Annotated in this window: 22 protein-coding genes and 1 tRNA gene; 14 read left to right on the forward strand and 9 right to left on the reverse strand. The window is 58.8% G+C overall.

Annotated features, from left to right (window positions below; all coding sequences use genetic code 11):
• Positions 1-107: 107 nt before the first annotated feature.
• The 7 genes from Pan189_RS14235 to Pan189_RS14265 all read right to left on the reverse strand — a co-directional run bounded on the left by Pan189_RS14235 (position 108) and on the right by Pan189_RS14265 (position 7,142).
• The gene (locus Pan189_RS14235) at positions 108-1,106 is read right to left on the reverse strand and encodes a glycosyltransferase family 2 protein (RefSeq protein ID WP_145364641.1); all 999 of its coding nucleotides are present in this window, start codon (positions 1,104-1,106) and stop codon (positions 108-110) included.
• Positions 1,061-2,245: a lysylphosphatidylglycerol synthase transmembrane domain-containing protein gene (locus Pan189_RS14240; RefSeq protein WP_145364642.1), complete on the reverse strand. Its 1,185-nt coding sequence runs from the start codon at positions 2,243-2,245 to the stop codon at positions 1,061-1,063. Before Pan189_RS14240 ends, Pan189_RS14235 begins: the two co-directional genes overlap by 46 nt.
• Before the next feature lie 42 nt (positions 2,246-2,287).
• On the reverse strand, positions 2,288-2,794 hold the full coding sequence (locus Pan189_RS14245; RefSeq protein WP_145364643.1) for an ACT domain-containing protein: 507 nt from the start codon (positions 2,792-2,794) through the stop codon (positions 2,288-2,290).
• Between the two features lie 274 nt (positions 2,795-3,068).
• On the reverse strand, positions 3,069-3,695 hold the full coding sequence (locus Pan189_RS14250) for a carboxymuconolactone decarboxylase family protein (RefSeq protein WP_145364644.1): 627 nt from the start codon (positions 3,693-3,695) through the stop codon (positions 3,069-3,071).
• Between the two features lie 97 nt (positions 3,696-3,792).
• Entirely contained in the window at positions 3,793-4,362 is a 570-nt protein-coding gene (locus tag Pan189_RS14255; protein WP_310820504.1) for a peroxiredoxin, read from the reverse strand.
• A gap of 298 nt (positions 4,363-4,660) precedes the next feature.
• Positions 4,661-5,959 carry a YncE family protein gene (locus Pan189_RS14260; RefSeq protein WP_310820505.1) on the reverse strand — a complete coding sequence of 433 codons (1,299 nt, stop codon included), beginning with the start codon at positions 5,957-5,959 and terminating at the stop codon, positions 4,661-4,663.
• A 163-nt stretch (positions 5,960-6,122) separates the two neighbouring features.
• Positions 6,123-7,142 carry a cytochrome-c peroxidase gene (locus Pan189_RS14265; protein ID WP_145364646.1) on the reverse strand — a complete coding sequence of 340 codons (1,020 nt, stop codon included), beginning with the start codon at positions 7,140-7,142 and terminating at the stop codon, positions 6,123-6,125.
• 277 nt (positions 7,143-7,419) lie between these two features.
• On the opposite strand from Pan189_RS14265, the gene asnS reads away from it, so the two are divergent.
• The 9 genes from asnS (at position 7,420) to Pan189_RS14310 (ending at position 17,305) form a co-directional block, all read left to right on the forward strand.
• Positions 7,420-8,814: an asparagine--tRNA ligase gene (gene asnS / locus Pan189_RS14270; protein ID WP_145364647.1), complete on the forward strand. Its 1,395-nt coding sequence runs from the start codon at positions 7,420-7,422 to the stop codon at positions 8,812-8,814.
• A 129-nt stretch (positions 8,815-8,943) separates the two neighbouring features.
• Positions 8,944-9,017, forward strand: a tRNA-Met gene (locus Pan189_RS14275).
• A 218-nt stretch (positions 9,018-9,235) separates the two neighbouring features.
• Complete coding sequence (locus Pan189_RS14280) at positions 9,236-10,309, forward strand: CBASS cGAMP-activated phospholipase (protein WP_145364648.1); 1,074 nt, start codon at positions 9,236-9,238, stop codon at positions 10,307-10,309.
• A 203-nt stretch (positions 10,310-10,512) separates the two neighbouring features.
• On the forward strand, positions 10,513-10,857 hold the full coding sequence (locus tag Pan189_RS14285) for a putative signal transducing protein (RefSeq protein WP_145364649.1): 345 nt from the start codon (positions 10,513-10,515) through the stop codon (positions 10,855-10,857).
• 443 nt (positions 10,858-11,300) lie between these two features.
• Positions 11,301-12,797 (forward strand): DEAD/DEAH box helicase, encoded by a 1,497-nt coding sequence (locus Pan189_RS14290; protein ID WP_145366202.1) that lies wholly within the window; start codon positions 11,301-11,303, stop codon positions 12,795-12,797.
• A 163-nt stretch (positions 12,798-12,960) separates the two neighbouring features.
• On the forward strand, positions 12,961-13,947 hold the full coding sequence (locus Pan189_RS14295) for a hypothetical protein (RefSeq protein ID WP_145364650.1): 987 nt from the start codon (positions 12,961-12,963) through the stop codon (positions 13,945-13,947).
• Complete coding sequence (locus Pan189_RS14300; protein WP_145364651.1) at positions 13,937-14,917, forward strand: protein-tyrosine phosphatase family protein; 981 nt, start codon at positions 13,937-13,939, stop codon at positions 14,915-14,917. Before Pan189_RS14295 ends, Pan189_RS14300 begins: the two co-directional genes overlap by 11 nt.
• 125 nt (positions 14,918-15,042) lie before the next feature.
• Complete coding sequence (locus Pan189_RS14305; protein WP_310820506.1) at positions 15,043-16,698, forward strand: cation:proton antiporter domain-containing protein; 1,656 nt, start codon at positions 15,043-15,045, stop codon at positions 16,696-16,698.
• Positions 16,676-17,305, forward strand: a complete 630-nt coding sequence (locus Pan189_RS14310; protein WP_145364653.1) for a C40 family peptidase — start codon at positions 16,676-16,678, stop codon at positions 17,303-17,305. Before Pan189_RS14305 ends, Pan189_RS14310 begins: the two co-directional genes overlap by 23 nt.
• Positions 17,306-17,470: 165 nt before the next feature.
• Here Pan189_RS14310 and Pan189_RS14315 read toward each other — a convergent pair whose 3' ends face one another.
• Positions 17,471-19,081, reverse strand: a complete 1,611-nt coding sequence (locus Pan189_RS14315) for a hypothetical protein (protein WP_145364654.1) — start codon at positions 19,079-19,081, stop codon at positions 17,471-17,473.
• Positions 19,082-19,330: 249 nt separating this feature from the next.
• Between Pan189_RS14315 and Pan189_RS14320 the strand changes: the two genes are divergently transcribed.
• The gene (locus Pan189_RS14320) at positions 19,331-20,725 is read left to right on the forward strand and encodes a hypothetical protein (RefSeq protein ID WP_310820507.1); all 1,395 of its coding nucleotides are present in this window, start codon (positions 19,331-19,333) and stop codon (positions 20,723-20,725) included.
• 54 nt (positions 20,726-20,779) lie between these two features.
• On the opposite strand, the gene Pan189_RS14325 is transcribed toward Pan189_RS14320, so the two are convergent.
• Positions 20,780-20,989, reverse strand: coding sequence for a hypothetical protein (locus Pan189_RS14325; protein WP_145364656.1), 210 nt, complete (start codon positions 20,987-20,989; stop codon positions 20,780-20,782).
• Between the two features lie 775 nt (positions 20,990-21,764).
• On the opposite strand from Pan189_RS14325, the gene Pan189_RS21440 reads away from it, so the two are divergent.
• From Pan189_RS21440 to cyoE, 4 genes are all read left to right on the forward strand, one after another.
• A complete protein-coding gene (locus Pan189_RS21440) occupies positions 21,765-22,226 on the forward strand; it encodes a hypothetical protein (protein ID WP_310820508.1) in 462 nt (153 codons plus the stop codon).
• A 119-nt stretch (positions 22,227-22,345) separates the two neighbouring features.
• Positions 22,346-23,623, forward strand: coding sequence for a cytochrome c (locus Pan189_RS14335; protein ID WP_310820509.1), 1,278 nt, complete (start codon positions 22,346-22,348; stop codon positions 23,621-23,623).
• On the forward strand, positions 23,620-24,717 hold the full coding sequence (locus Pan189_RS14340; protein WP_145364659.1) for a COX15/CtaA family protein: 1,098 nt from the start codon (positions 23,620-23,622) through the stop codon (positions 24,715-24,717). The genes Pan189_RS14335 and Pan189_RS14340 overlap by 4 nt, the downstream gene beginning before the upstream one ends.
• Positions 24,714-25,661: a heme o synthase gene (gene cyoE / locus Pan189_RS14345; protein WP_145364660.1), complete on the forward strand. Its 948-nt coding sequence runs from the start codon at positions 24,714-24,716 to the stop codon at positions 25,659-25,661. The genes Pan189_RS14340 and cyoE overlap by 4 nt, the downstream gene beginning before the upstream one ends.
• Positions 25,662-25,663: the final 2 nt, after the last annotated feature.

Here is a 25,663-nt window from a genome sequence, read left to right on the forward strand (position 1 = left end):
GCAGCACCGTTCGCTCACGCGAATGCGCAACGCCAGATTGTGACACGACGGGCGAGAAACTTCAAATTTATTTCGTGCGACAGGCGGTTAGACAGGGAGGATTCCGCTCAAATCGCGATCGCGTGCGGGTCTTCATCGTCCCGTTCGGTCGTCGTTGCCACGCTATATGCGTCACGGTCGCGGGTCGTGTAGGCGACCAGCAATTCTGCCAATAAGCCCAGCGACAAAGCCTGTGCCCCCAGAATGACCGCCACGATCGAATACATCAGCAACGGGCGGTTGCCGATCGGCGTCGGTTCCCACACCCCGAACACATTCATGAAGACCCACTCGACGGCCAGATACGTCAGCCCAGCCGAGCCGATTCCAAAGAAGCCAAGCCCGATCGCTCCCATCAGATGCTGCGGTCGCTGACGGAAGCTGATCAAGAACGCCACCGTGATGAGGTCGAGCAACCCCCGCAGAAACCTGACGACGCCGTACTTGGAATAGCCGTGGACCCGCGGCCGGTGATGTACCGGTAATTCAGCCACGCGAAACCCACGCGAGTGTGCCAGCACGGCAATGAAGCGGTGCAGTTCCCCGTAGATGCGAATTTCCGAGGCGACTTCGCTCGTGAAGAGTTTCAGTCCGCAATTGTGATCGTGCAATTTTAAGCCGGTCATCGCCCCGACGAGCCAGTTGAAGACTTTGCTGGGGTACGTCTTGTGCCACGGGTCGAGACGCCGTTCTTTCCAACCGTTGACGACGTCGAAACCCTCGTCCATCTTCTGCATGAACTTCGGAATCTCCGCCGGGTCATCCTGCAGGTCGGCGTCCATCATCAAAATGCGTTCGCCGCGAGTGGCACGCATTCCGGCAGTCAGCGCCGCGGCTTTGCCGAAGTTACGGCGGAGTCGAATGCCGGAAACGCGATCATCTGCGCCGGCGAGTTCGTCGATGATCGCCCAGCTTCGATCGGTCGAGCCGTCGTCGATGAGAATCAGTTCGAACGTAATCTGAGCGGACTCACACGAACTCTTCACTTGGGTGAACAGTTCGCCGAGGCTGTCAGCTTCGTTCAGGACGGGGACGATGATGGAGAGTTTGGGGCATTCGTCTTGCATGACGACTCCTCAGGGGGGAGGTCGGCTTCCTGCCGAGAAATTGATTCATCCATAGGGCGGGACGCCGACTTGGCCAGTCGGCGCGGGTGGACTGCCATATAGAGTACACCGGCCACGATGATTTCGGTAACGAACCAGACCACTCGGACCAGGACCGTTGCCAGGATCGCCGCCCGAGGGCCGACGTCGGGTTGTAATTTCAGTAGATTGAGCACCAGTCCTTCACGCACGCCGAGTCCGCCCGGCGAGAACACCGCGAGGAATCCGCCGACAGTCCCGATCGTCGATATCTCGGTCCAGACGTTGATGTCGGCCAAGGCCGCATCACTTCCGACGGCCCGCAGGCTCGCCCACAGGCTCAGCCCCTGCAAATACCACGCGACGACAAAACTGACCAAGCCGGCACCAATCAACTTCCAGTCGATCGGTCGACGCAGCGTTTCGGCATCGACACCGGCTGGCGCCGCTTTGACCGCGACGATCGTGAGCAGGCGAGAGATTAATGGCAGAGCGAGCAGGCAGGCCACGAATGTGAGAATCGGGGCGAGGTAGGGCTGCTCGACGAGTGAAATAAGTGACGTATCGGCCAGAAATTTCTGCATCGCTTCGGGCACGCGCGAACCGACTTCGGCGGGGAACAGGGCCGGGGCGAGTGCGACCATCACCGCCAGCCCGCAGCCCATCATGATCAGCGTTTCGTAAAACACCGTCACGACCGCCGTCCGCATTCGGCCGCCAGCCGCGGCACACATCTGCCCGCGAATGATCACCACGAACGCTTTGCCGGGCAGGTATTTGCCCAGATGGCCGCAGTAATAAGCTCGAGCAACCGCTTGCCACGGGATGTGGTCGCCCATCCGCCGCATCAGCCGCTGCCAGAACCAGATCGAAGGGAACCACCCGACCGCGTAAAATAAGCCGGACAGCGCGAGCCACCCGTAGTGCAACTGAATTTCTCCGGCCGAATCACGACCGTCGTTCCAGAGTTTCCAGCCCTGCATTCCGACGAAAATCAGAACGGCAACGCACAGCAACCAGTTGAAGACTTTCCAACTGATGGAGCGGGCTTTGGGGCTGAGCCGAACCGATTTGAACCGTTCGCCGAACGTCATGGCAACTGTATTACTGACCGCCGACATTGTACTCGCCCGAAACCGCTCTGAGGAAAGTCGACGCGGCGGTCACAGGAACTCATCTCCCTCGGCGAGATCCTGCTCCGTCACGACCGTCAAATCTGTCGGCTCCAGCGCCGTCAGCGCCAAGTCGAGGTCATCGACATAAAGCGCGACCGATCCTTGGCCCCTCCGACGGTGCATCAGCGGGTACGCATAATGAATATTGACTTCAGCCCGCAAGAGCGGTCGGCAGATCTCAGTGAACGGTTGCGGATCATCCGGCAGGACAATCCCGATGACATCGTTCTCGAACACGGTCAAACCGGTGAGAGCAAAGATTTCGTGAGCCCGCTCATAATTGTCCATAATCATGCGGGTGACGGCGAAGTCGACCGAGTCGAGAATACTCAAACCGACGACTTTCAGATCATCGCGCTCGATTTGTCGCATCAGGTCGGTCAGATTACCGACGCGGTTTTCCATAAAGACGCTGAACTGCCGCAGGCACGCCCAAGGACGACCGCGCGCGGTCTCTGTCTCCGTTGGTGTCATTGCTCCGTAATCACTCGACATGGCCCGTCCCCGCCCTGTCCGTTACCGATTGCCGACGCATCACGATGAGCCGAGACACTTGTCTCGCCAACGTCGCGAACGCCCGAACTCTTTACCAAGCGGTAAGTTACGAGAAATCATCTGGCGGGTCAATCACCCCGTCAGCGGTCTGCACCGCAGCAGGCGATCGGCATGACCTAAAATGGGCAAGCCTGACGCGGTTGCGATCGGAAATCACTGACCCCAATGATTACTGGGAACCCGGCTTTTCTTTCCGGCCAAATCCGGAGGATCGTCAGCAGTCTGCCGCGTTCAAGAATTGGGCACCAGCGACAATCAGGGAGGCGATTTGCACGGCTTCAAGGATGGCTTCGTCCTGGACGCCGAGAGTTCTCGCCTTCTTGACGTGCCCGGCGACACAGGGCTTGCAGGCGTTGAGATTACTGACGGCGACGCTGAGCAGTTCCACCGTCTGATCGTCGAACGAAGTATTTTGAAACGCGTGCGCCCGCAAACTCACCGGCATGCCTTCGAACACGTCACTCCCGGCGATATCACGAAATTTGAAGAACGAGTTGTACATGGCGTTCGACGCCACAATGGCTCCGATGTCGCCGATGTGCTTTTCGTCGAGACCGCGCGATGAACCCATGTCGGTCAGAAAATCGACGAGGGGAGAACATTCTTCCTTGAGGGCGACCGCGAGCGCGATCGCCGTTTTCGTAGGCGGGTCGAGCTTGCCTTCTTTCACCACGAACTTCTTGAAGTTCATGTAGAAGTCCTGCAGGAACGCCGGCACACGGCCCATGACCAGAAAGACTGGCGGGACCTCGTCGGCGTCCAGCATCTCTTTGATGCGGCCGTAAGTCGTTGCGGTTTTATCGGTCGCTTCGCTTTCCCGCAGTGGCGCAATCCGTTTCATCTCAGCGTTCCTCTCCGAGGAGTTTTGGAGGAGTCTTGATAAAAAAGCCCACGGGTGAATCCCCGCGGGCTTTCAAATTCTTGAACCAGCTCATGCACTAGTTGAGCGTATCTTCGCCCTTTTTCCAGTTGCAGGGGCACAGTTTGTCTGTCTGCAACGCGTCGAGCACACGCAGGACTTCGTCGACGTTTCGACCGACCCCCAGATCGTGAATGGCCATCCAGCGAACGATGCCTTGCGGATCGATCAAAAAGATTCCCCGATAGGCGATGCCCTGAGTTTCATCGAGCACACCGAACGACTTCGACAGGGTATGTCCCGTGTCGGCGAGCATCGGGTACTTCAGGTCTTTGAGCTCAGGGTGCGACTCGCACCAGCCCTTATGCGAGAACACGCTGTCGGTGCTGGCCGTGAGCACCGCACACTCCCGATCTTCGAATTCGTCCAGATTGTTGTTGAACGAGACGATTTCGGTCGGGCAAACGAAGGTGAAGTCGAGCGGATAGAAGAACAGGCAGACCCACTTGCCCTTGAAGTCCGACAGTTTGATGTCCGTGAACTCGGCATCGGCATCGCCGTCTTTGGTGCGATCGTATGCTTGCAGTTCAAAGTCGGGGGCGGGATGGCCTACTCGTGCAAATTCAACGGCTGTGGCAGACGCGCTCACTCTACTGTTCCTTAATCTCAGATGATTCGATTGTCTTCGGGACGGAAAAATGGAATCGGCTCGTGCAGACGCAAAGCCGATATGAGTCGCTATTCAGTAAGGAGTATAGACAGCCCCTTGACCCGTTCAAGCAACGCCGATCTCGAACGGGCCGAGGCCGCTACTACTGCTGAGGCCGCACGGATCAAACCGTATTCGGCTCTCACGACAGTTGAGAAGTGCCCGTATTTCAAAGGCACAAACCGTCTTGGGCGGGAGAGCCGAACGCCTCCCGCCGACCGATCGAGCTGACGCCGAATTACAGTCCGGCATCAATCACGATCAGCGTTCCGGGTGAGAGCGGTTTGCCGTCGCTGGCCTTTTTGCTCTCGTCCGCGGTGCCGACGACACAGACGAACAAACGCCCGTCCTTGTCGAACGCAATCCCCGCCGGTTTATCGAGGCTGAGGACCTTCTTTGTCGTCACTTCATCGCCGTCAATCATGACTTCGAACAAGCCGGCGTTGTCAGGCTCGGCCCAAGCGAAATCGGTGACGTACATCTTGTCGGTCTTCGGGCTGATCGCGAGACCGGCCGGGTCGCTCAGTCCGAGTTCATACTTCTTTTTCAGTTCTTTTGATTCGGCGTCAAAAGCGAGCAGCAGGGCATCGCCCGGGAGATTGATCTCTCCCATCTGCCCGACGTAGAGCGTCTTGCCGTCTTTGCTGAGCTCAACCGGCACGGGAGCATCGACGCCGACCAATTCTTTCGTGGCAATTCCCGGCTTCAGTTCGGTCGGCTTGCCATCTTCAATGGGAATTTCGAGTACCCAGCCCTTGGTGTCGTCGCCATTGGCACTGACGAAAATCGAATTTTCGCCGACGGCCACGTCGTAGAAGTTACCCTCGCCTTTGCCGACTTCGGCATCCGGCTTGAGTGGACCAAGGGTGAACTTGGCGTCTTTGGCCTCGTCCATCGGATTTTCGGCCGGCTCGTTCTTCACCTGATAAATGCGGACGACCTCTTCGTTGTCGGGTCGGCTTCCGTCGCCGACCACGAGCATGTCGGCTCCCATGAAGTCGAGTCCGAGCGGGCCGATGTCATACTTCGGACCCTTGCCGTAGACATCTTTGGGGTAGCCGGCGATCTCAAGCGAAACGGCGTGTCCTTTCGGATCGTAGCGGTAAATGCCGTAGCGGCTGGCGACAAACACGTGGCCGGTCGCTTCATGCACGGCAACGCCTGTCGGCGTTTCAAGATTCGTGACAAGGACCGTCGGCTCAGGGCCTTCCGGCTCCTTCTCGCCTTCTTTCTCTTCGCCCTCTCCGGTCACTTCCTCAGCCGCTTCCTCAACTTTTTCTTTGACTTCTTTTGCGGCTTCCTTGGTTTTTTCAGCCGCTTCTTTGGCGGTCTCTTCGACCGACTCCGCGGCATCTTCGACAGCTTTCTTGGTCTCTTCAGCCGCATTTTCAGCAGCCTCTTTGGTCTCTTCGACGACTTCTTCGGCGGTCGTTTCGCCTTCCTTCTCGCCCTCTTGATCCTGGGCATAGAGCGGCATCGATGCCGCAAACATGAAGAGTGCCGTCAATAGCCAAGCCGCAGTCAATCGAAGGTTCATCGTCGTCCTCAATCCGTATTGTCCGAACGGTTATTCGTATATCCGCGGGATTTCGTCGATCACCCGCAACGCTGAGGCTATCCATCCTGCCCCATTGATTCAAATTGATCCGGAGTAATTCCCGACCAACGAGACGATCACGGGGGTCGGATGAAAGCTTCGTCTACTCCGGTAGGTCAGGTGCGCTGATATCCGGATAGGATTCGCTGCTGAGTCCTTCTTCCAAGAAAATCACGAGGTCGCTCTTCTCGTTCTCCGTCAGGTTGAGTTCGAACAACTCCTCGTCGAGATACTCGTTCTTGATACCGCCCTTGTCGTAATGTTCGACGACTTCCCGAAGCGTCTTGATGCTGCCGTCGTGCATGTACGGGCCGGTCCGTTTGATTTCTCGAAGCGTCGGCGTTTTGAACGACCCGGTGTCGCCACCGAGCCCGCTGACCACGACGCGGCCTTTGTCGAAGTCGGGTTTGTCCATCCCGATTCCGATGTTGTGAAACGCGTTGTCGGTGAAGTTCGCCCCGGCATGACAGGCCGAGCAATTCGCCTTCCCGAAGAACAACTCCATCCCACGCTTCGCCGCGGGCGAGAGGGCCTCTTTGTCGCCATCCTCGAATTTGTCGTACGGGGCGTTGCCCGACAGGATCGTCCGTTCGAATGCTGCGATGGCGACGGCAATTCGCCCTTCGGTCACTTCACCACCGAAGACCTCTTCGAATTGCCGGCGGTACCCGTCAACGGAATTGAGCCGTTCGATGACACCGTCATTGCCTCCCATGGCCATACCCATTTCGATGGGGTTCTGAATCGGCCCGAGCGCCTGTTCTTCGAGCGATTTGGCTCGGCCGTCCCAGAATTGGAAGCGGTTGAATGCCGTGTTGATGACGGTCGGTGCATTGCGACCACCTTTTTGCCCGCCGACGCCTGACGAAACGGGATTCGGATCGGCCCAACCATGTTTCGGATCGTGGCAACTGGCGCACGAGATCGACTTATCCTTCGACAGCCGTTTGTCGAAGTAGAGCTGCTTGCCGAGGCTGACCAGTTCGCCGGTCATCTTCGTTCCCTTGGGAATCGGCACTTCGTCGAGCCCTCCCGGAACCTGCAGAAACGAGTGCACGTCATCGGCTGCGGAACAGATGCCGCAGCAAGTCAGTGTGAAGAGTGCGAACAGGATCGGTCGCATTGGGAACCTCGCAAAAACTGGAACATGCCGTGAGTGATGATCTCCCGTTGTAAATGTCGTTCGAACGCGACACAAGCCGCGTGCGATGTCCACGAGCGCAATCGAGCACAAGCCGCGCACGAAGTAAGCGGGTAAGGGAACACGCCCCACACGCTATCCGCTTACTTCGTGCGCGGCTTGTGTTGTCCCTTCGAATCCCGTGGGCGGCTTGTGCGCGAAATTCGTGGCAGGGATACTCGTCATTCGGAGCGACATTCCATCATTTGCAGGACGCAGCATGACCGCCCTTCCGCGCATCAATCACTTACTCACCTCCGGGAAACCGGGAGAGTCCGTTCGCATCCGCGGCTGGGTCCGCACGCGCCGCGACTCGAAGCAGGGCTTCTCGTTCGTCGAGGTCAACGACGGAAGTTGCATGGGCAACATCCAGGTCGTCGTACCGGGCGAGGTGCCGGGCTACGCGGAGACAATCAAGTCGGTCACCACCGGAGCGAGCATCGAAGTTGAAGGCGAGTTGAAGGAGTCACCCGGCAAGGGGCAGCGGGTTGAGGTCGAAGCGTCATCGCTCCGCGTGATCGGTTCAGCCGACCCGGAGAAATATCCGCTCCAAAAGAAGCGGCACAGCTTCGAATACCTGCGCGAGATCGCTCACCTGCGGCCGCGATCGAATACCTTCGGAGCGGTCGCCCGCGTGCGAAACCGCATCAGCTACGCTGTCCACGAGTTCTTTCAGTCACGCGGATTTCTCTACATCAATACCCCCGTCATCACGACCAGCGACTGCGAGGGCGCCGGCGAAATGTTTCAGGTCACCACCCTCGACCTCGCCAAGCTCGCACAGCTTCAGACGACGCTCGACTTCTCGCAGGACTTTTTCGGCAAGCCGGCTTCGCTGACAGTGAGCGGGCAATTGGAGGCCGAAATCTACGCGACGTCACTCGGTGACTGCTACACCTTCGGTCCGACGTTCCGCGCCGAGAACTCGAATACCGCTCGGCATCTGGCCGAGTTCTGGATGATCGAACCGGAGATGCCCTTCTACGAACTGCCGGAGAATATGTCGCTCGCCGAGGAGTTCATCAAATCGGTCTGTCGGGCCGTGCTCGACGACTGTCAGGAAGATATGGATTTCTTCAATAAGCGGATCGACGACACGGTTCTCGCGACGCTCGACAACATCCTCGCTCACGAATTCATCCGGCTGCCCTACACGGAGGCGATCGACATCCTTGAGAAGTCGGGCCAAGAGTTCGAGTACCCGATCGAGTGGGGCCGTGACCTACAGTCGGAGCATGAGCGCTATCTGACCGAGCAGCACTTCAAGCAGCCGGTGATCCTGCACGACTACCCGCGAACCATCAAACCGTTCTACATGCGGTGCAACGAAGACGGCAAAACGGTCCGGGCGATGGATGTGCTCGTCCCCCGCGTGGGCGAGATCATCGGCGGCAGCCAACGCGAAGAGCGGCTCGATGTCCTCACCGATCGCATGCAAGAACAGGACCTCGACCCCGCCGAGTACTGGTGGTACTGCGAACTCCGCGAATACGGCACCGTCCCCCACAGCGGCTTCGGCTTAGGCTTGGAACGTCTTGTCCAGTTAGTGACCGGGATGCAAAATATCCGCGACGTGATTCCGTTTCCTAGAACGCCGGGACATGCGGAGTTTTGATGATTTCGCGCGAACCTTCAGCCAGCTTGTCCTGTCAGGACCGGAACAAACCGGGAGATCGGCGAAATTCCGCGCGGTACTGTTGCCGATCGCCCCACATCGCCGATAGTATTCCTCGCCCACACATGACGCGGGGTGGAGCAGCCAGGTAGCTCGCGAGGCTCATAACCTCGAGGTCGTCGGTTCGAATCCGGCCCCCGCCACTTTTTCAGTGCAGGTGCCAAGCCAATTGGCACCTGCGACAGAATTTCAGTGCCGGAGCCAAGCCAATTGACTCCGGCGAATCGATCTCAAAGCCCACCGGTTGCAACCGGTGGGCTTTTTGCATTGGCGACATTTCATCTGGCAAAGTGGTCCGTTCGTGTTCTAACTTTCCGGCAGAAGGGAAATTCACAAGTCGCAGCATTCAAGCAGACCCGACATGCCATTTCGCATCCTTTCCCTTGATGGCGGCGGCATCCGTGGCGCCTTTGGGGCCGCATTTCTCGCTGAGATCGAAGAACGGTGCGAATGCCCGCTGGCCGAGTATTTTGATCTGATCGCCGGCACTTCGACGGGATCGATTATCGCGCTGGCGATCGCATCAGGGCTGAAAGCCTCGGAGGTCGTCACGCTTTATGAAGAGCACGGCCATGACATCTTTCATCCGCGGCCGCGATTCGTCCCCCAAAATTGGACGAAGATGGTTTACCCGCTCGTCCGTTTCATCTTTCAGCGGCGCACCGGTTCCGACATCGACGACTTCTTCCGCTCGCTGTATTGCCCGCAGGCTCTTGAATACGCCTTTGAGTCGACCTTCGGGGACCTGCGGATGCAGGATCTCCGTGATTCGCGGGTGATTGTACCATCGGTCAACCTGAGCCGCGGCAAGGTCCATGTATTCCGCACCCCGCACCTTCCCGGCGTGGGTGACGCGGCTGACCTCAGATTGGTCGACATCCTACTCGCGGCCACGGCGGCACCGACTTATTTCCCGCACAAGATGATGCCCGACGGCGACGCCTACTGCGACGGCGGCGTGTGGGCGAACAATCCAGCCGTCATCGCCGTCGCCGAAGCCGTGAAAATTCGCGACTACTACCGCTGCCCCGAAGATACCGCGCCGGTCGACTTGTCCGATGTCCATGTCCTGTCGATTGGCACCGGAGATCTGCGGTACGAACTAACGCCGCCCGGCAGCGACGCCGGCTCGCTGTTCTGGGCGCGACACATCGCCGATGTGATGGGCACCTCGCAGGTGCAAGGTTCGCAGCTCCCGCTCGATTTCATCCTTGGAAATCGGTACGTGACGATCAATTTCCCGCTTGAAGACCCATCGTGGACGCTCGACGCCGTCGATCAGATCGACAATTTTCTCCAACTGGGGCGGGAAAAGGCGAACCGACTGTCCGAGTTTGTCTGCGACCAGTTTCTTGACCGACCGACAGATCGATTCGTTCCCTGTTCAGAGGCGGAACATCGAACCGCGCCGGTCTCGGCGGCGTCTCGTCAATAAGATGATCCGCAGCCGGAGGTATCTCGTTCAGTTCCCACGTGTCGGGATTTCCCCGTTGCCAGTTCGCAAGAGTCGGGATTTCCCCGTTGCGAAGCCCTCTTTCTCCGCGTGGAATCAGGTGAGGCATTTCACCGCAGTGCCTCTTCTTAAATTTCACAAACTTCTTGAATTTCGCAATTCCTGCATCTCGATCCACAATCACCATGTACCGAATTTTCTCGGCCCCCGAGGCGGCAACTGTCTACATCGCCAAGCAAGCGCTGGAGAATCATGGGATCGAGTCAATCGTCCAGAACGATGGCCTCCAGCAAGCGGCCGGCGATCTTGCGCCAATCAATGCGTGGGCGGAGCTCTGGATTCTCGACGAAAGTCGACTCACTGAAGCGTCGGCGGTGCTAAGGGATGCCTTCGAGAACCGTGGCGAGGATGAAAACAGTCTCGGCGCCTGGCAATGCGAATCGTGCGGCGAGAAACTGCCACCGAGTTTTGACGTCTGCTGGAAGTGCGGCGACAACCGGCCGGAGCCGATCACGGGCACGATCAGTTGAAAATAAAAGCCTTCGGGATTGCTACGACGGCGGTTCAGAGGTATTGTCCTGCAGCGATCGTGATCATGATTTCACGATCCACCCACCAACGCGGCGCTGCCGAACGAGAGGCCCACTAAGAAATTCGGGCCACTGTAACGTCGCTTTCTAGACTTTCGGTAAGCTTATGGGGCGATCAGTCGCCCGAGACGCTTGCCACCGCTACCCGCCCTTGGTTCGCTGAACCGATTCGGCCGGTTGCACGCGTTCATTGAAACGCACGATCTCTGCGATCCACTCGTTTGTCGCCGGGCTCAAACCTCGAAATCGACGCGTCAGCAATGTCGCCGACTCGAGGAGCCAACGGCGCGCTTCCGCTCCTTCCCTATCACGGGAATGGTGCTCAAAGCCCGTACGGGCGACATCACGCATCAAATGACCTACCGGACGAGCATTCTTGTCGAATGACCGTCCAACGCTTGGCAGCCGAACCCCTGAAGGGAACTTACGGCTCCGAAGCGACCACCGTTTCTGAAGGAAATACGTTGAAGAATTTTGCAGACTCTCAGTTAATCGCTCCGGTACTTAAAGCACTCGTTCAAGAGGGCTACGAAGTACCGACCGCCATTCAGGCCGAAACGATCCCCGCGGCGATGGCCGGCCGTGACGTTCTCGGCTGTGCGCAAACAGGCACCGGCAAGACCGCCGCGTTCGCGTTACCCCTGCTGCACCGGCTCGGCACCAAGCCCGGCAAGGCAAAGCCGAACCAGCCACGGGTGCTTGTGCTGGCACCAACCCGTGAACTCGCCATCCAAATTGGCGACAGCTTCTCCACGTATGGTCGGCAAATGCATCTGCGGCAGGCCCTCGTCTACGGCGGTGTCGGCCAGCAAAAGCAGGTGCAGGCGCTCCGTCGCGGTGTCCACATTCTCGTCGCAACGCCGGGACGGTTGCTCGACCTGATGAATCAGGGACACATTTCGCTTGATCAATTGGAAGCGTTCGTTGTCGATGAAGCCGACCGGATGCTCGACATGGGCTTCCTGCCGAGCCTCAAGAAAATCATCGCCACGCTGCCCGTTGAACGGCAGTCGCTGTTTTTCTCCGCCACGATGCCGCCGAAGATCGTCGAACTGACCGAGCAACTGCTCAATGATCCGCTTCAGATCACGATCGAGCCCGAACAGGCCGATACCGAGCGGATTGCCCAGCGCGTGTTGTTCGTCGAGCAGAGCGATAAGACCAAAGTGCTCGAAGGGCTGCTGACCGCCGACGATGTCGGCCAAGCGGTCGTGTTTACGCGGACGAAACGCCGCGCGAACGACCTTGCCGCCCGGCTCAGTCACCACGGCCTTGCCGCCGACGCGATTCACGGCAACAAGTCTCAAAACGCCCGGCAGCGGACGCTCGACGCGTTCCGACGCGGCAAATTTCGAGTACTCGTCGCGACCGATCTTGCCGCTCGCGGAATTGACGTCGACGGCATCACCCACGTCATCAATTTCGAACTGCCCGATGAAGCGGAGAACTATTTGCACCGCATCGGCCGGACCGGACGGGCCGGAGCCACCGGCTGGGCGCTGACCTTGTGCAGCGGCGGCGAGCGCGGAGACCTCAAAGCGATTGAGCGGCTACTCGGTAATGCGATCCCGGTCGATCCGGAGCACCCGGCCCGCGGCTTTTCCGGTGGTGGCGGCTCCGGCGAGAAGCCACGTCGCAATCGCCGACGAGACTCGGGTCCCGGCAAACGACCCAAAGGGGGACCTCGTTCAAAGTCGAAGTCGTCGGGTGGTACGCCCTCATCCGGTTCATCGCACTCAGGCTCGTCGAGTTCGGGCTCGTCAAGTTCGCACTCAGGCGGCCCGAAGTCGTCCGGCAAGTCTGATGGCAAGGTTCAACGTCGTCGCCGGAATCGAAGCCGGACCGATCGAAACGCCGCAACGAACATGCAAAGCAGCTGATCGGCGAGTTTGCATCGGCCCCGCAAAGCCCGTGGTGTCGACTGCGGGCTTTCGCGTACTCGGTTTGATTCGGTGTCGCGGTTGATTAGTTTCGTTCAGGCATTCGTCGTTGCGATGACGAATGCCTGTTCGTCTCATTCTTCAAGCTGAACCGCGTGCCCGCATGTCATTCGTTGCGTCGCCAACTCTCTTCGCGAAATCGCTCATCGTCGCCGGAATTCTGACGGTAGCAGCCACCGTGTCGGCTGATTTTAAGGTCACCGACCTCGGCAAGCAATTTTCGCCGAGCGCGTCCGTGATCGTGTCTCAACCGGTGTGCAATACCGGCGGGAACACGAGCGTCCGCAACTTCGACCGCGACAGCATGGTTTGGAAAGACAAAGGCTACTACCAACGCAGTCGCGATCTCGGCCAGACCTTCACCGCCCCGCGCGATTTTACGCTTCAATCAATTGTGCTGAGGACAGGGCCCGCACACTTGGCAGTGCTTCCGGGCACACCGAACGCACCGCTCTTCGTTCAGTTCTTCGAGATCATCGGAGAGCCGGTCATCGACGACAACGGGACGCCCCGCGGAACCAAGGCCAAGCACGGTTTCAGCAAGAATCACCGCTGCGACGATTTCATTGAAGGGATCGAGTACCGCAGCATCGCTGTCGTCAAAGGGGCGGTCTTCCCCGATATGCCGTTGTCGAGAAATGAGCAGGGGGTCACGCTGCCCGGCGACGATGCGAATTTTCGATACATGCGTTGGGCCTTCACCGGCGAGGATCGCCTGTCGTTCGAAGAAGGACGCCGATACGCATTTATGGTCGGTTTTGCCGAACCGGGCGACGGTCGCAATTTCACGCTCGCCAATTCGAATGCCGCGGCTCGACGCGACAAACCGGCAATCAACGGAAAAGGTGACCTTTATGGGGGCGGTTGGGCCATTCGTCGCGAAGGTGACGGCACACTGCCTCCCGACACGGTCCCGGGGGCTGATCCGCCAAAGAACACTGAAGTCCGGAACGAGCTAATTTCGCAATCGCTCTTCGGCGAGGGCGAGGCCCACTACAAGCTCAGCCCCACGACCGAAGGGTATCCCGACGTCGACACCTATCGTGATCTGGAGTTCTATCTCGAAGCGAGCGACGCAGATGGCGAGTAGTTTTGCCGCCGGGCAACGCCGACCGCTGCGTCATCTGCTCATGATGTCGCTCTTGCCCATAGTGGCGATAGCGAATGGCGGTGCCGCCGAGAGCGTAAGCGGTGTTTCGCATGACATCGCCCGGCTGGATTCCGAATTTCTTCCGAATGCCATCCGAGTCCATCCGAGAGTGATTTCGGGCGGAACACCGGACGGCTCGAACGCATTCGCAGAACTTCGCACCATGGGCGTTAGAACGTTGATCAGCGTCGACGGAATGACGCCAGATGTCGAATCGGCGAAGAAATACGGCTTGCGATATGTCCACCTGCCGCACGGCTACGACGGCATCGCCGATGACCGTTTCAAATCGCTGGCTAAGGGGGTCCGCACGCTGCCCGGCCCGATCTACATCCACTGCCATCACGGCAAGCACCGCAGCCCCGCGGCCGCGGCGGCCGGTTGCGTCGGCGCAGGACTCATCTCGAAGGATGAGGCAGAAGAACTGCTGAAATTGGCGGGGACCGGCAAGAACTACAAGGGGCTGTTCGCCGTGGTGCATAAGGCTGAGCCGCTCGACGAAGATGAGATCGACGCGATTCCCGCCGACTTCCCGGAGACTACTGAAATCGCCCCGATGGCCGAGGCAATGGTCAAAATCGCGCAGGCATTTCACAATCTTGAACGATTGCAGGCGTCGGGTTGGAAAGCACCCGCTGATCACCCTGACCTCGACGCCGTTCACGAGGCACTGCTTCTCCGCGAACATTACACCGAGATGCTTCGGACGGACGATGCCCGAAGTCGACCAAAGAGATTTTATCAGATTCTGGCAGAGGGTCGCGATCTGGCTCAGCGGCTTGAGGTTGAGCTCGATGAGCACAGGGCATCAGCGGCGCAGCCGCGAAGTGGCGAGCGACTGCTGACGGCCCTCGGCAACAACTGCAAAGCCTGTCACGTCAAATTCCGCGACAATGCTTTCGCCGATTGAATCGCAGCGGTGGGCGCAGTTCGTCCGGCTTACTTCTCGCTCGATGCTGATCGGGACGCTTCGAGAACCTGAGCCGCTCGGGTAACATCCGGCTTGCCACAACCATCTTGAGCCGACGAGCCGCCTTGCATTTCGACGAACTCATCCATGACCTGCTTGTCATCGTGACCGCAGGATTTTTGGCCGGCTCGGTCTGCCGACGGCTAAATATCTCGATGTTGATCGGCTATTTAATCGCCGGTGCGGTCATTGGTCACGGCGGACTGGGATTCGTTGCCGAGGAAGGCGACGAGTTGGCGCACATTGCCGAAGCCGGCGCGCTGCTGCTGCTGTTCGCCGTCGGAATCGAATTCTCGTTAGAAGAATTAAAACGGCTCAGCCGCTTCTTCCTGATCGGTGGGCCAACGCAGATGATCGCCGTAGCGGCCCCTCTGATCCTGGTGGGGCGGTTTTACGGCTTGCCGTGGAACGCGGCGATTCTGGCCGGAAGTGCCGGTGCTCTCAGTTCGACAGTACTCGTCTTCAAAGCGTTGACCGAACTTGGCCAAACACCGACGCCGCATGGCCGGCGGGCGATCGGGGTGCTGCTATTTCAGGATGTCGCGCTGGTTCCGCTGATGCTGTTGATCCCATTGTTGACCGGCGGTGACGACGGACCGTCGGCCGACCAGTACGGGCGATTATTGGCAGAGTCGGTCATATTTGTGGCTGCCATCGCGGTTCTACGCTGGCTCTTCGCGTCGTTCATGGTGCCGTGGCTGATCCGAATGCGGAGCGTCGAGCTTGTGGTGCTGTTCACGCTGACGCTGTTGGGAGGGATTTGCGTCGGATCGGAATGGATCGGCATTCCCGCCGCCGTCGGTGCTCTGGCTGCCGGGCTTGTGATGAGCGGAAATCGACTCAGCAAACAAATCGATACCGTGGTTCTACCGTTCCGTGAAACGTTCGCCGCGATCTTCTTCGTTTCACTCGGCACGTTGCTCGATGTCCGCACGTTTCTGGAGGCGCCGGTCCTGCTCAGTACCGGCCTCGTCGCGATGATCGCCTTGAAGACCGGCGCCGCCGCTCTCGCCTTGCGCGCAACGGGCCTCAGTTGGCAGGCTGCGTTCGGTATGGGACTAGGGCTGTCACAATTAGGCGAATTCTCTTTTCTGGTGGTTTCCGCCGGCGTCGGCACGGGACTGATCGATGAGGACACGTACCATCGCATGTTGTTCGTCGCGCTCGGAACGCTCATCCTCACCCCTCAATTGCTAAAGATCGGATTGCGTTGGTGCCACGGGTATGCCGATGAATCGCACGACCGCGTTCGATTCGGCGAGGACTTAACGGAACTTCCGCGAGCCTTGATCGTCGGGATCGGCCCGATCGGCAAGGCCGTCGCGTCCCAGCTTGAGACGTCGGGCGTCGACACCGTGCTCCTCGACCAAAGCCCAATCAATGTCTATCCCTTTGCGCAAATCGGGTTTTCCACCGTGGCGGGAGACGCCCGCGATCCGAGAATATTAAGAGACGCAAAAATTGAAGATCGAACTCTAGTTGTCATCTGCGTGCCGGACGACGCGGTTGCACAACAAGTCGTTCGGTCGGTGCGGTCGCTGAACCAATCGGCCTCGGTCTTGGTCCGCTGCCGCTATCAAAGCAACTCGCAAGCACTTCAAAGTGCGGGCGCCGATGAAGTCGTTAGCGAAGAAACGGAAGCGTCGGGCAAACTGTTGGGCCTCTGCCGCGACCTATTAATGCGAGAAAGTGAACACCATGAGCAAGATGAAAGTCTTTAATACCGAACCACCCGAATACGGCAAAGACTACGGGCGCGGATGGATCGGCTTTAATCATGCGGGCTCATGGTTCTCATCGGCGATCGCGCACGTGCAGCGCTGGGACAAGAAAGAGGACATCGACATTTCCCACGTCTTGATCGTCAGCGGTGAAGACGAGTGCATTGAAGCGGCGTACCCGAAAGGCGTTGTTCGCACGGGCCTGACTGAAGGCTATTGGGACAAGACAGATCGCTACGTCGTCTTCCGCCAGCCCAAAGACTTGACGGAAGATATCGCCGATCAATTAATCGAAACGGCCGAGAGAGAGTTGGGCAATAAATTTGATTATTCGTCGGTCGCGAATATGGCGGTCCAGAAGAACTTCGTCGGCTGGATGATTAATAAGATGTTCTTTAACAAGCCTGCGGAACTGGCTGACAAATTAAACACGGATGACGACGAATGGGTCTGCAGTTCACTGGCGGCCTACTGCATGGCACAAATTGATCAATATGAGGACGCGGAATTGCTGCAACGACCGCCCGGCGTGATCTCGCCACAGGAATTGTTCGAAGCGGACGGACTCTTCGAACCGTTTCCCGACGATGACGAGGTCGATGAGTAGCGACCGTTTAAAGGCCGCCGGAGATTTCCTGCCTCGCGTTGAAGCGATTGAAGCCATCTAAGCGGGAAGCCGGGCGATCGGGTCCCTTGCTCGCGCTGCGGGCTTGTGTTTGAAGGCCCCTTGTTCGCGCTGCGGGCTTGTGTTTGAAGACACGCTGGTGCGTGTTTAACGCACCGTAAAGTTCGCCGAATCGGTCGTCACTTTGCCCGAGAGGGTGTCCGTGATCGTCAGCTTAAGAATATGGGGTCCCAAGGCCAGCTTCTGCGGGACTTTTAACTCATAGCTGTGAAAGTAGTCCTGCCGTTGTGAGCGGCATAGATCGACTGTTTCCGGGAAGTCGATCTCATGGACGAGCGGTCCGCCGTTGCCGGAGCGATAAATCTCGATCCGCGACTTAAGCTGGGTGCGATACATCCCGTCAGCCGGCTGAGTCTTACTCGCAAAGTTCTTTACCTCGCAGTACAGCAGCAGACGTTGGCCGGGATTAAATTCATCCCGCTCAAACCGCTCGTAGTTGCCGAAGCTCGCGATTTTGTGGCAGAAAGATAAATTGCGTAGCTCAAGCCGGGCTTTGCCCTGCAAATGTGACGCGGCTTTGCGGAACTGTGAGACCGCCTGTGTCGCGCGATCGGCATGATCGGGCATCGTCCGCGTGTCAAAGTAATTCACCATGCCCCAGATCGCCTGCTGCCAGAACTCCTGTTCCGACGACTCGATGCCGGGGACCGCCAAGACCGCGCGAGATTGATTTCCCGCCATCATGTAAAGCATTCTCAGGTCGACCTGCGCCTTCACATATTCGGCTTTAATTGCCGACGGGTCACCGGTCTCCTGCAAACCGCTCTCGGCTTCGAGGTACCTGGTCCGTGCAGTCTCGGCCCGCTCTTCGGCGAGAGCGATCAGTTGATCGATTTCGTTGTCCCAATCGGAACGTGATGAACCGGAAGCCGGTGAAAGTTCGATCGGAGGCATCTCGGCTGCGTCGACTGGTAATGGTGCCGGAGCCGGACTCGGCGATTTTTCGGCCGACGAGCCGCGGCCGAGAAGGCGGTTGGTAAATCCGATCGGCCCCCCGGCAATGATCGAATGACCGAAACCTTGGTTTTCGGGTTGTCGATTTCCGGCAGGGCGGACCTGCGGATCGGCAAAGGCGATACCGTCCCGTTCTGCCTTCGGCTCCTCGACGACAGCGGGCGTCACAAGCGGATCGGACCGAAACTGCCCCGCGGTCGAGAAACCGTCATCGATCCGCCCCGGGAATTCGCCCCCGGCGAGCTGAATGTGATCGCCCGCCGTCGGGGTCGCAGGGAAAGAACCGTCGGCGATGCCTGTCGATTCGGAATCCTGCATCTGCCTCACCATGCGTCGAATGCGGATGAGCTGACGCACAGCCGGTTCGTCTAATTTCTTCCATTCGGTGATTAACTGCTGCCGTTCGGCGTCACTTGCCTGATCGAGTTCGGATTTGACCAATTCGGAAAAGTCGCCGTCGGTAGCCAAGTCAGCGATTTCTTGAGCCGCAGTGGCGCCCCCGGACTTCTCAGGTTTGAAAGGCGAGTCTGCCCCGGTCAGTTCGATTGCGTCTGGTTCGGCCGACGCTTCGGCCGAATCGGAATCGTCTGGAGAGGCCTCGGCTGCCAACGATTTCGGTCGTTCATCGCGACCGGCAAAAGGCGTCCCGAATCGCGACGAGGCGCATCCCGACAGCGCAAGCGACATCAGCACCGCGTATGCGGCGAATTGTCGATGTTTGCTCGGAGGATTCAGCAGGTTCATGTGCGAAGCGTCAATCGGCGACTTCGACTGTCGGCAAGTCCGGCTCGGCCGTGTCCAATACATTGGGCCGAACGCGCACCGCCGCGATCGTTCTCAGATGGCGGAAAAGCTAGAACAGTCGGCTTGCCACCACAAGATCGGATTTAACACGTGTAAAATGAACAGGTTCGGGCGACCCTCGGCATCGAGTCTGCGGCCTCGCTGCGTTACACTCCCCGGCGGCCTCGCATCCTTATGGCAGACGCGCTCATGCACACCGTTTTCTCCGGCATCGAAAAGCAGTTCGCCGGGCTCGCCAAAGCGAAGGCGTCCTCCCGCCCATTGGCAGCGATGATGTCCGCCATCGTGATCGCTTTCGTCAGCGGCTGCGACTCGACCGAACCGGCAACCAATCCCGGCACTAAGCCACCGGTCATCTCGCCGGAAGTCGTGACGCGGGAATCAAATCAAGATCAGCGGAACATCAAGTCGAGCGAAGACTGGAAGAGCATTTCGGAACTTTCGGCCGAACAAACCGCGGAGCGACTTATGTTGTTTGTCGAGGCCGAAGCATCGACCGAACAGCAGCATCCCACTCTTTCAGACGCACTTTCAGACACATTGGCTTTGATACCGCTGCAATTCCAACATGATCTTGGAACCGTCTGGGACGACTACCAGACGTTGACGCCCCCGGTACGCAAGTCCATCCGCTCCGCGGCGGCTTCGCTGAGCGATCTCATTGCGGAGCAGCAAACGTTCCTCACAACGACTGATCGAATCGAGTTTGGAACCGGTCCGTATCGCGGCGACCGTGAGTCGTTCTTCCGAAACATCCGCACGATCGCCGAATTGATCGCAACCGTCGATCCGGCTTCGCCCTCCGATCGCGATCGTGCCGCCATAAGGCTATTCGCGAGTCCGTTCGGCCCGGCCGACGATTTTGAAATCGTGGGAAGCCGCCCCTCGAACGACGAAGGCGTCCGAGCGCAGGGGGGGAGCGAACCGGAAACGTCGCGCCAACGGGTCGTGCTCATTCTGCAACGCAGGACGAGCGGGCCCAATGATACCGACGAGACTTTGGTGCCCATGATTCGGATCGGAAACCGATGGGTACCGGAACAGATTGCGGGCCGTTGGGAGGGTCTCGTCTCTTCGCTTCGCCAGCAAATCACGCGGTTGAACGACGAGAATGAAACTGAAATCGGATCGACGGTGACCTGGCTGGCACAATTCCGCGATGAGACCGAAAGCCTGACCTCCGCCAAGACGCAGATGGAATTCGATGCGGAGTTGGATCGCATTCGACTGGCGATGTTCGCTCAGCTCGCCGACGCATCGGGAACTGGCGACGAACCAACGACCGCGAACGAGCCGGTCAAGGTGACAGACGAAGAGTCGGTGCGAATCGAGATCGTCGGAAATATCCCGAAACCAATTGCAGCGTCGCTGCTGAAGGCGGCGGCTGACGCGACGGACCGGCCGAATAGTGCCGTCGTTGATGCCGTGACGACTGCGGACCCCGGACTGACGATCTTCGCGGGGCCGATCACCGATGTGCCGACGTTTGCGAATCGGCTCAAATCGGTTCGGGGGTTGTCGATCGATTCCGTTGATGAAAGAACACGTGTCGTCCGTGGGAACTTCTCCACGGACGACACGTGAAACGCTACGGACGACCGACGCAATGGCTCGTGGTCGGAGATTTGCCTGAGGAAATCAGGCGGCTTCGGCGATGTCAGCATCGCCTTCTTCTTCGTAGACGAGGAGGTAGATTTCGTTCGATGCCTCTTCGAGGATTGCGCGGATGTTTTCGCTTTCGACTGTTTCGCTCAGTCGTTCCAGCGCCATGACGACACGATCGACTTCATCACTTTGGATTTCTTCGTATTCGTCGGCAGAGTCAATCTTGAGAATGTTTTCTGACATAGAAGGCGGCTCCTGGGTCGACGGTCTGACCGCCGAAATTGATACAATCCTTGTCCAATCGGGACATTGCCCGGCAAAGGAATTTATCGGAGCTTGACTCGGGCGAATTGAGCATTTGAAGTCTGGCCCCGCAGGGACGGAATGTCCGTCAATGTCCCCCGGTTCGCTCCCTTGGTTACAGTTAGACCCGGTCCACGCTGAATTTTGTTTGAGGCGACCGGCGTTCAAGTCGAGCGGCATGTCCGACAGCGTTGTGGCCCGCCAGACTTCGTTCCGGCCTGACATCGCAGCGGTCACGACTAGCAGTTCCCCTTATGCTCCACCGGTCGAACCGTGATTCGAAGTCCGGTTGTGCGTTCTGGTCGGAGTTCACACAATCCACATCACCATTGGACCCCCGGGGGCCGAGCAGTCGAGAATCTGCGGGACGCCTCGTCGAAATATGTGACTGAAAATGACGACAGCCGAAGTTATCACGCTCGCCCGCTCTCAGGATGGGGGCGAACCATTGCCGGATGATTTTGCCCCGGCTGCATCGGGAACGGGCTCGGCTACTTTGAAGGAAGAGTCGACAGAAAGTGTCGGTTCCCAAGAGAGTCCCGCTCTCTTTGAACAAAATGAGGTCGCGTCGAGTTCGTCGTCGGACGGGACAACGCCACCATCAATCCGGGCGATGCTCAGAGACATCGGGGTTATCTCTACCCAACCATCCAAGTCGGCGAGTTCCTCGTCGCAAAAGCCGGCAGCACGCTCCGCTCCTCCTTCGATCGGACGAATGCTTGCGGAAATACGCGGGGAACAAGCGGTTGGCAATAACGGCTTTGGGAAAGTCGAGCCGCCTTCGATTCGTCAGATGCTGTTGGAGGTCGGCTGCGAACCAAATCGTAGTGCCAAGTCGTCGATTCAGACGAATGAGCAATCTGCCGCCACTGCCGGCAACGGCAGGTCGAGCATTTCTGACGTATTGGCCGCAGCGCGACACCAAGACGCCGGCGAGCCAGCAGCGTCGGCTTCGACTCCGCAACAAAATGAGCAGAAGCCCGCGGGCGAATCGACGCAACAGCTATCGGCGGACGAGTTAGAGGAGCTGCAAGCATTGCCGGTCGAGACGATGCTTACCGCGTTTCGCGATGATGCCACTTACAAAAACTCTGTCCGCGACCGGGTTCGGCGGAATTCGAGGCGATTCCGCTTCATCACGCCTTCGGCTCTGTGGCACCATCTGCTCGGTCGCTGAATCGAGCTTTCGCGACTCCGCTCCAGCGGATTGCGGGGCGGATGCGGCAAATTTGCGGATCGACGCATACCGACCCGCTCGCAAGGATACTGAAGAACTCTTCAGGAGCCTTTTTTGCCATGTGCTCAAGACGACGGGCACTCCCGTTCGCTCTATCACTCACGTTCGTAGTCGGCGGCCTCAGCGGATGCGGCGACGGCAGCGGCGATCAATTTACGCCGAGCGAAGGGTTTCTGAGTCTCCCTGAGATTCTTCGCGACGGCCCGCCTGAGGGAGCGGCCTCAACAACGACAGAATCAAGGAATCTCACCGACCCAAGCCGGACGGTGACCGGACTCGGTCCGCACCTGAATCGGCGATTCGGGACGCTGAAAGATCCCAGAATCTGGAAAGATCTCCCGCTCGACTTCCATACGTTAGAGCAATCGGAATCGGCAGTGTCCGATCACGCGGCTGCGACGGACAATCTGAGCAAGGCAGGAGTCTTGTTTCGCAAGAATTGCGCTCAGTGCCACGGTTCTTCAGGTGCCGGAGACGGGCCGTCCGCGAAGTATTTTTCGCCCCGCCCCCGAGATTATCGGCCCGGCATCTTCAAGTTCACGTCGACCGGCTCGGCAGGTCGACCGAGCCGATCCGATTTGGAAGCGACCATTCGGCGGGGAATTCCCGGGACGAACATGCCTTCGTTCGATCGGCTCGCCGATTCCGATATTCGCCTGCTGGTTGAGTATGTTCGTTGGCTCTCGATGCGGGGCGAACTTGAACTCGCGTTGGTCCGCGAGGTCGAATTCGATTTCGGAGACGAGATATGGAAGGCCCGAATCGCTGATGGTGAGTCGGAAGCCGATCTCAATCAGGAAGCGATCGATTTTTTGCAGCACGATCTTCCATTCGTAGCCGCGAATGCCGAACAAAATTTGATCGAGCGCTGGAGCACCGACGACGTTGACTCGTCAGCCGTAAGCTCCGAACACGATCCGCCGCCTGATACGCCGCAGTCGCGGCGCCGCGGAGAGCTCTTATTTCTGTCCCAACGCGGCAAGTGTGTCTCCTGTCATGGGAAAGCGGGGCGAGGCGACGGGCCACTGACGGCTTCATTTCACGTCGACCCGCGAACCGGCGAAGAGTACCCGCAGCGCGGTCTGCACGACGTCTGGGGCGACGTGATCGTGCCGCGTGACCTGACCGGGGGGGCATTCGGCGGCGGCGACCGTCCCGTTGATCTTTATCGGCGTATCGCTTTCGGAATCAACGGCACACCGATGCCGGCCTATCAACCGACGCTCGACGAGCAGGAGATTTGGGATCTCGTCCACTACGTCAGGTCCTTGTCCGGAACGCCGATACCAGTGTCGCCGTCTGAGGATAACAATTCCGATAAGGGGGAGGGGACATGAGTGCCAATGTGACTGAAATCGCACCAAATCAATTTCGGGTGGTCGACGCAACGCCCGCGGTCGACCACAATGCGGGTGCCCGCGCGATCCTTTCCTCGCCACCTGTCCCCGTTCGAATGCGCTACAAAGCTTGGAATCACTGGATCGCCGTGCTGACGGTCGTGACGTCGCTCTTGCCGATTACCGTCGGCGTGTTGACGACGACGTTCGATGCCGGGATGGCGTTTCTCGACTGGCCGACCTCCGATCAGCAGAACATGTTTCTGTACGACATGCTCAGCGATATCCGGGAAGGGCGAACCGACAAGGTCTTGGAACACGGGCATCGTCTGGCGGGAGCGCTGCTCGGTGTCGTATCGATTTTGCTTGCCGGTGTGCTGTTCGTGAGGGACGAACGGGTTTGGGTCAAGCGGTTGGGAATCCTGGTACTGTTGGGCGTGATCGTGCAGGGTTTGATCGGCGGGTTTCGTGTCCGGCTCGACGAGCGGTTCCTCGCGTTGTTTCACGGAACCTTCGGAGCGATCGTCTTTTCGGCAATCTGTCTGGCGGCGTTGGTGACGTCCCGTCGCTGGCTGTCGTATCGGGTGCCGATTACCGATTCACGACCGCGGGGGCTGATGCCGGTTCTCGTGATAATTCCTGTCGCGATTGTCGTGCAGTACAGCCTTGGTGGTATGGTCAGACATCTCGGACTCGGATTGTATGAGCATCTCGGGATGGCGGCGGTCGTCTGGCTTCTGGCGAATATCGGAGCCGCATTGTCGATTCGCACCGGCGAGAAGTTCTTGATTTCCAACGGTTATCTGCTGGCTGCTGCGGCTACGATGCAGGTGGCGCTAGGCTTTGGCGCGTGGATCGTGAAGTTCGGGTGGAAAGCCCAAGGCTACGTCGCGGTCCAAAATTCCGCGGAGCAGGTGCTTTTCCGGAGCGGTCACACGGTCGTCGGGATGGTCTTATTGGCCGCGGCGGTTTGTCTGCTGGCCAAAGCCGTTAAACTTTCACGTCTTGGGTGGAAACCTGCGGAACGGGAATATTCGAATCACTTCGACGTCGGCGGTGAACCTGCCGGGACTTCGGGCGGGAAATTAGCATGAGTGTTGGCGAAGTCGGAACCGCAGACGGAACGGCCATGGCGCCACACGTGTTTCCGCGTGAGGATGCCGCGCCCGGTCTGCTCGTGCGACTGGCGGATTATCGCGAACTCGCGAAGCCCCGGATCGCTCTGATGGCTCTCATCACCGTTGCCGTCGGCTATTTCGTCGCAGGCGGCGCGGCGGAGCCGTGGCGGCTTCTCGCCACATTTGCCGGGATCGGACTCATCGCCGCCGCCAGCGGTGCCCTGAACCAGTGGCTTGAATCGGATACCGACGCCCTTATGCTCCGGACCGCTGATCGGCCACTGCCGGCAGGTCGACTTTCATCAAATTCCGCGCTGCTGTTTGGAGTCTTTTGCGCGGTCGGCGGAACGGTCTGGCTGCTGGCAGGTGTCAACTTGCTGACGGCGGCATTGGCCGTAGCAACTCTTCTGCTTTACGTCTTCGTTTACACACCGCTCAAACGTGTCAGCTCGGCCAGCACGGCGATCGGCGCAATCCCCGGTGCTTTGCCGCCGGTGCTCGGTTGGACGGCGGCAACCGGCGAGTTGTCGAGCGGAGCGCTCGTGCTGTTCGGAATCCTGTTTCTCTGGCAATTCCCCCACTTCTTGGCGATCGCGTGGTTATATCGCCGCCAATACGAGTCCGCGGGGCTGAAGCTGTTGCCGGGTGGTGGAATCATCGATGGCATGACGGGCTGGATTGCTGTTGTCTACGCCGTGCTGCTGATCCCGACGAGTCTGTTGGCGATTTCGCTCGGCCTTGGCGGGGTAGGCTACGCCATTGTGGCGGGCGTCCTGGGAGCGGGATACGCAGTGTGCAGCGTGGCTTTTGCACTTTCAGAGTCGACGAAGACCGCGCGGCGACTGCTATGGGCGTCACTCGTTTACCTGCCGACCGTGCTGATCGCTTTGACGATCGATGCCTTCGGCGTCTACGGTTAAGC

Source organism: Stratiformator vulcanicus, assembly GCF_007744515.1.
GTDB classification, from domain to species: Bacteria; Planctomycetota; Planctomycetia; order Planctomycetales; family Planctomycetaceae; genus Stratiformator; species Stratiformator vulcanicus.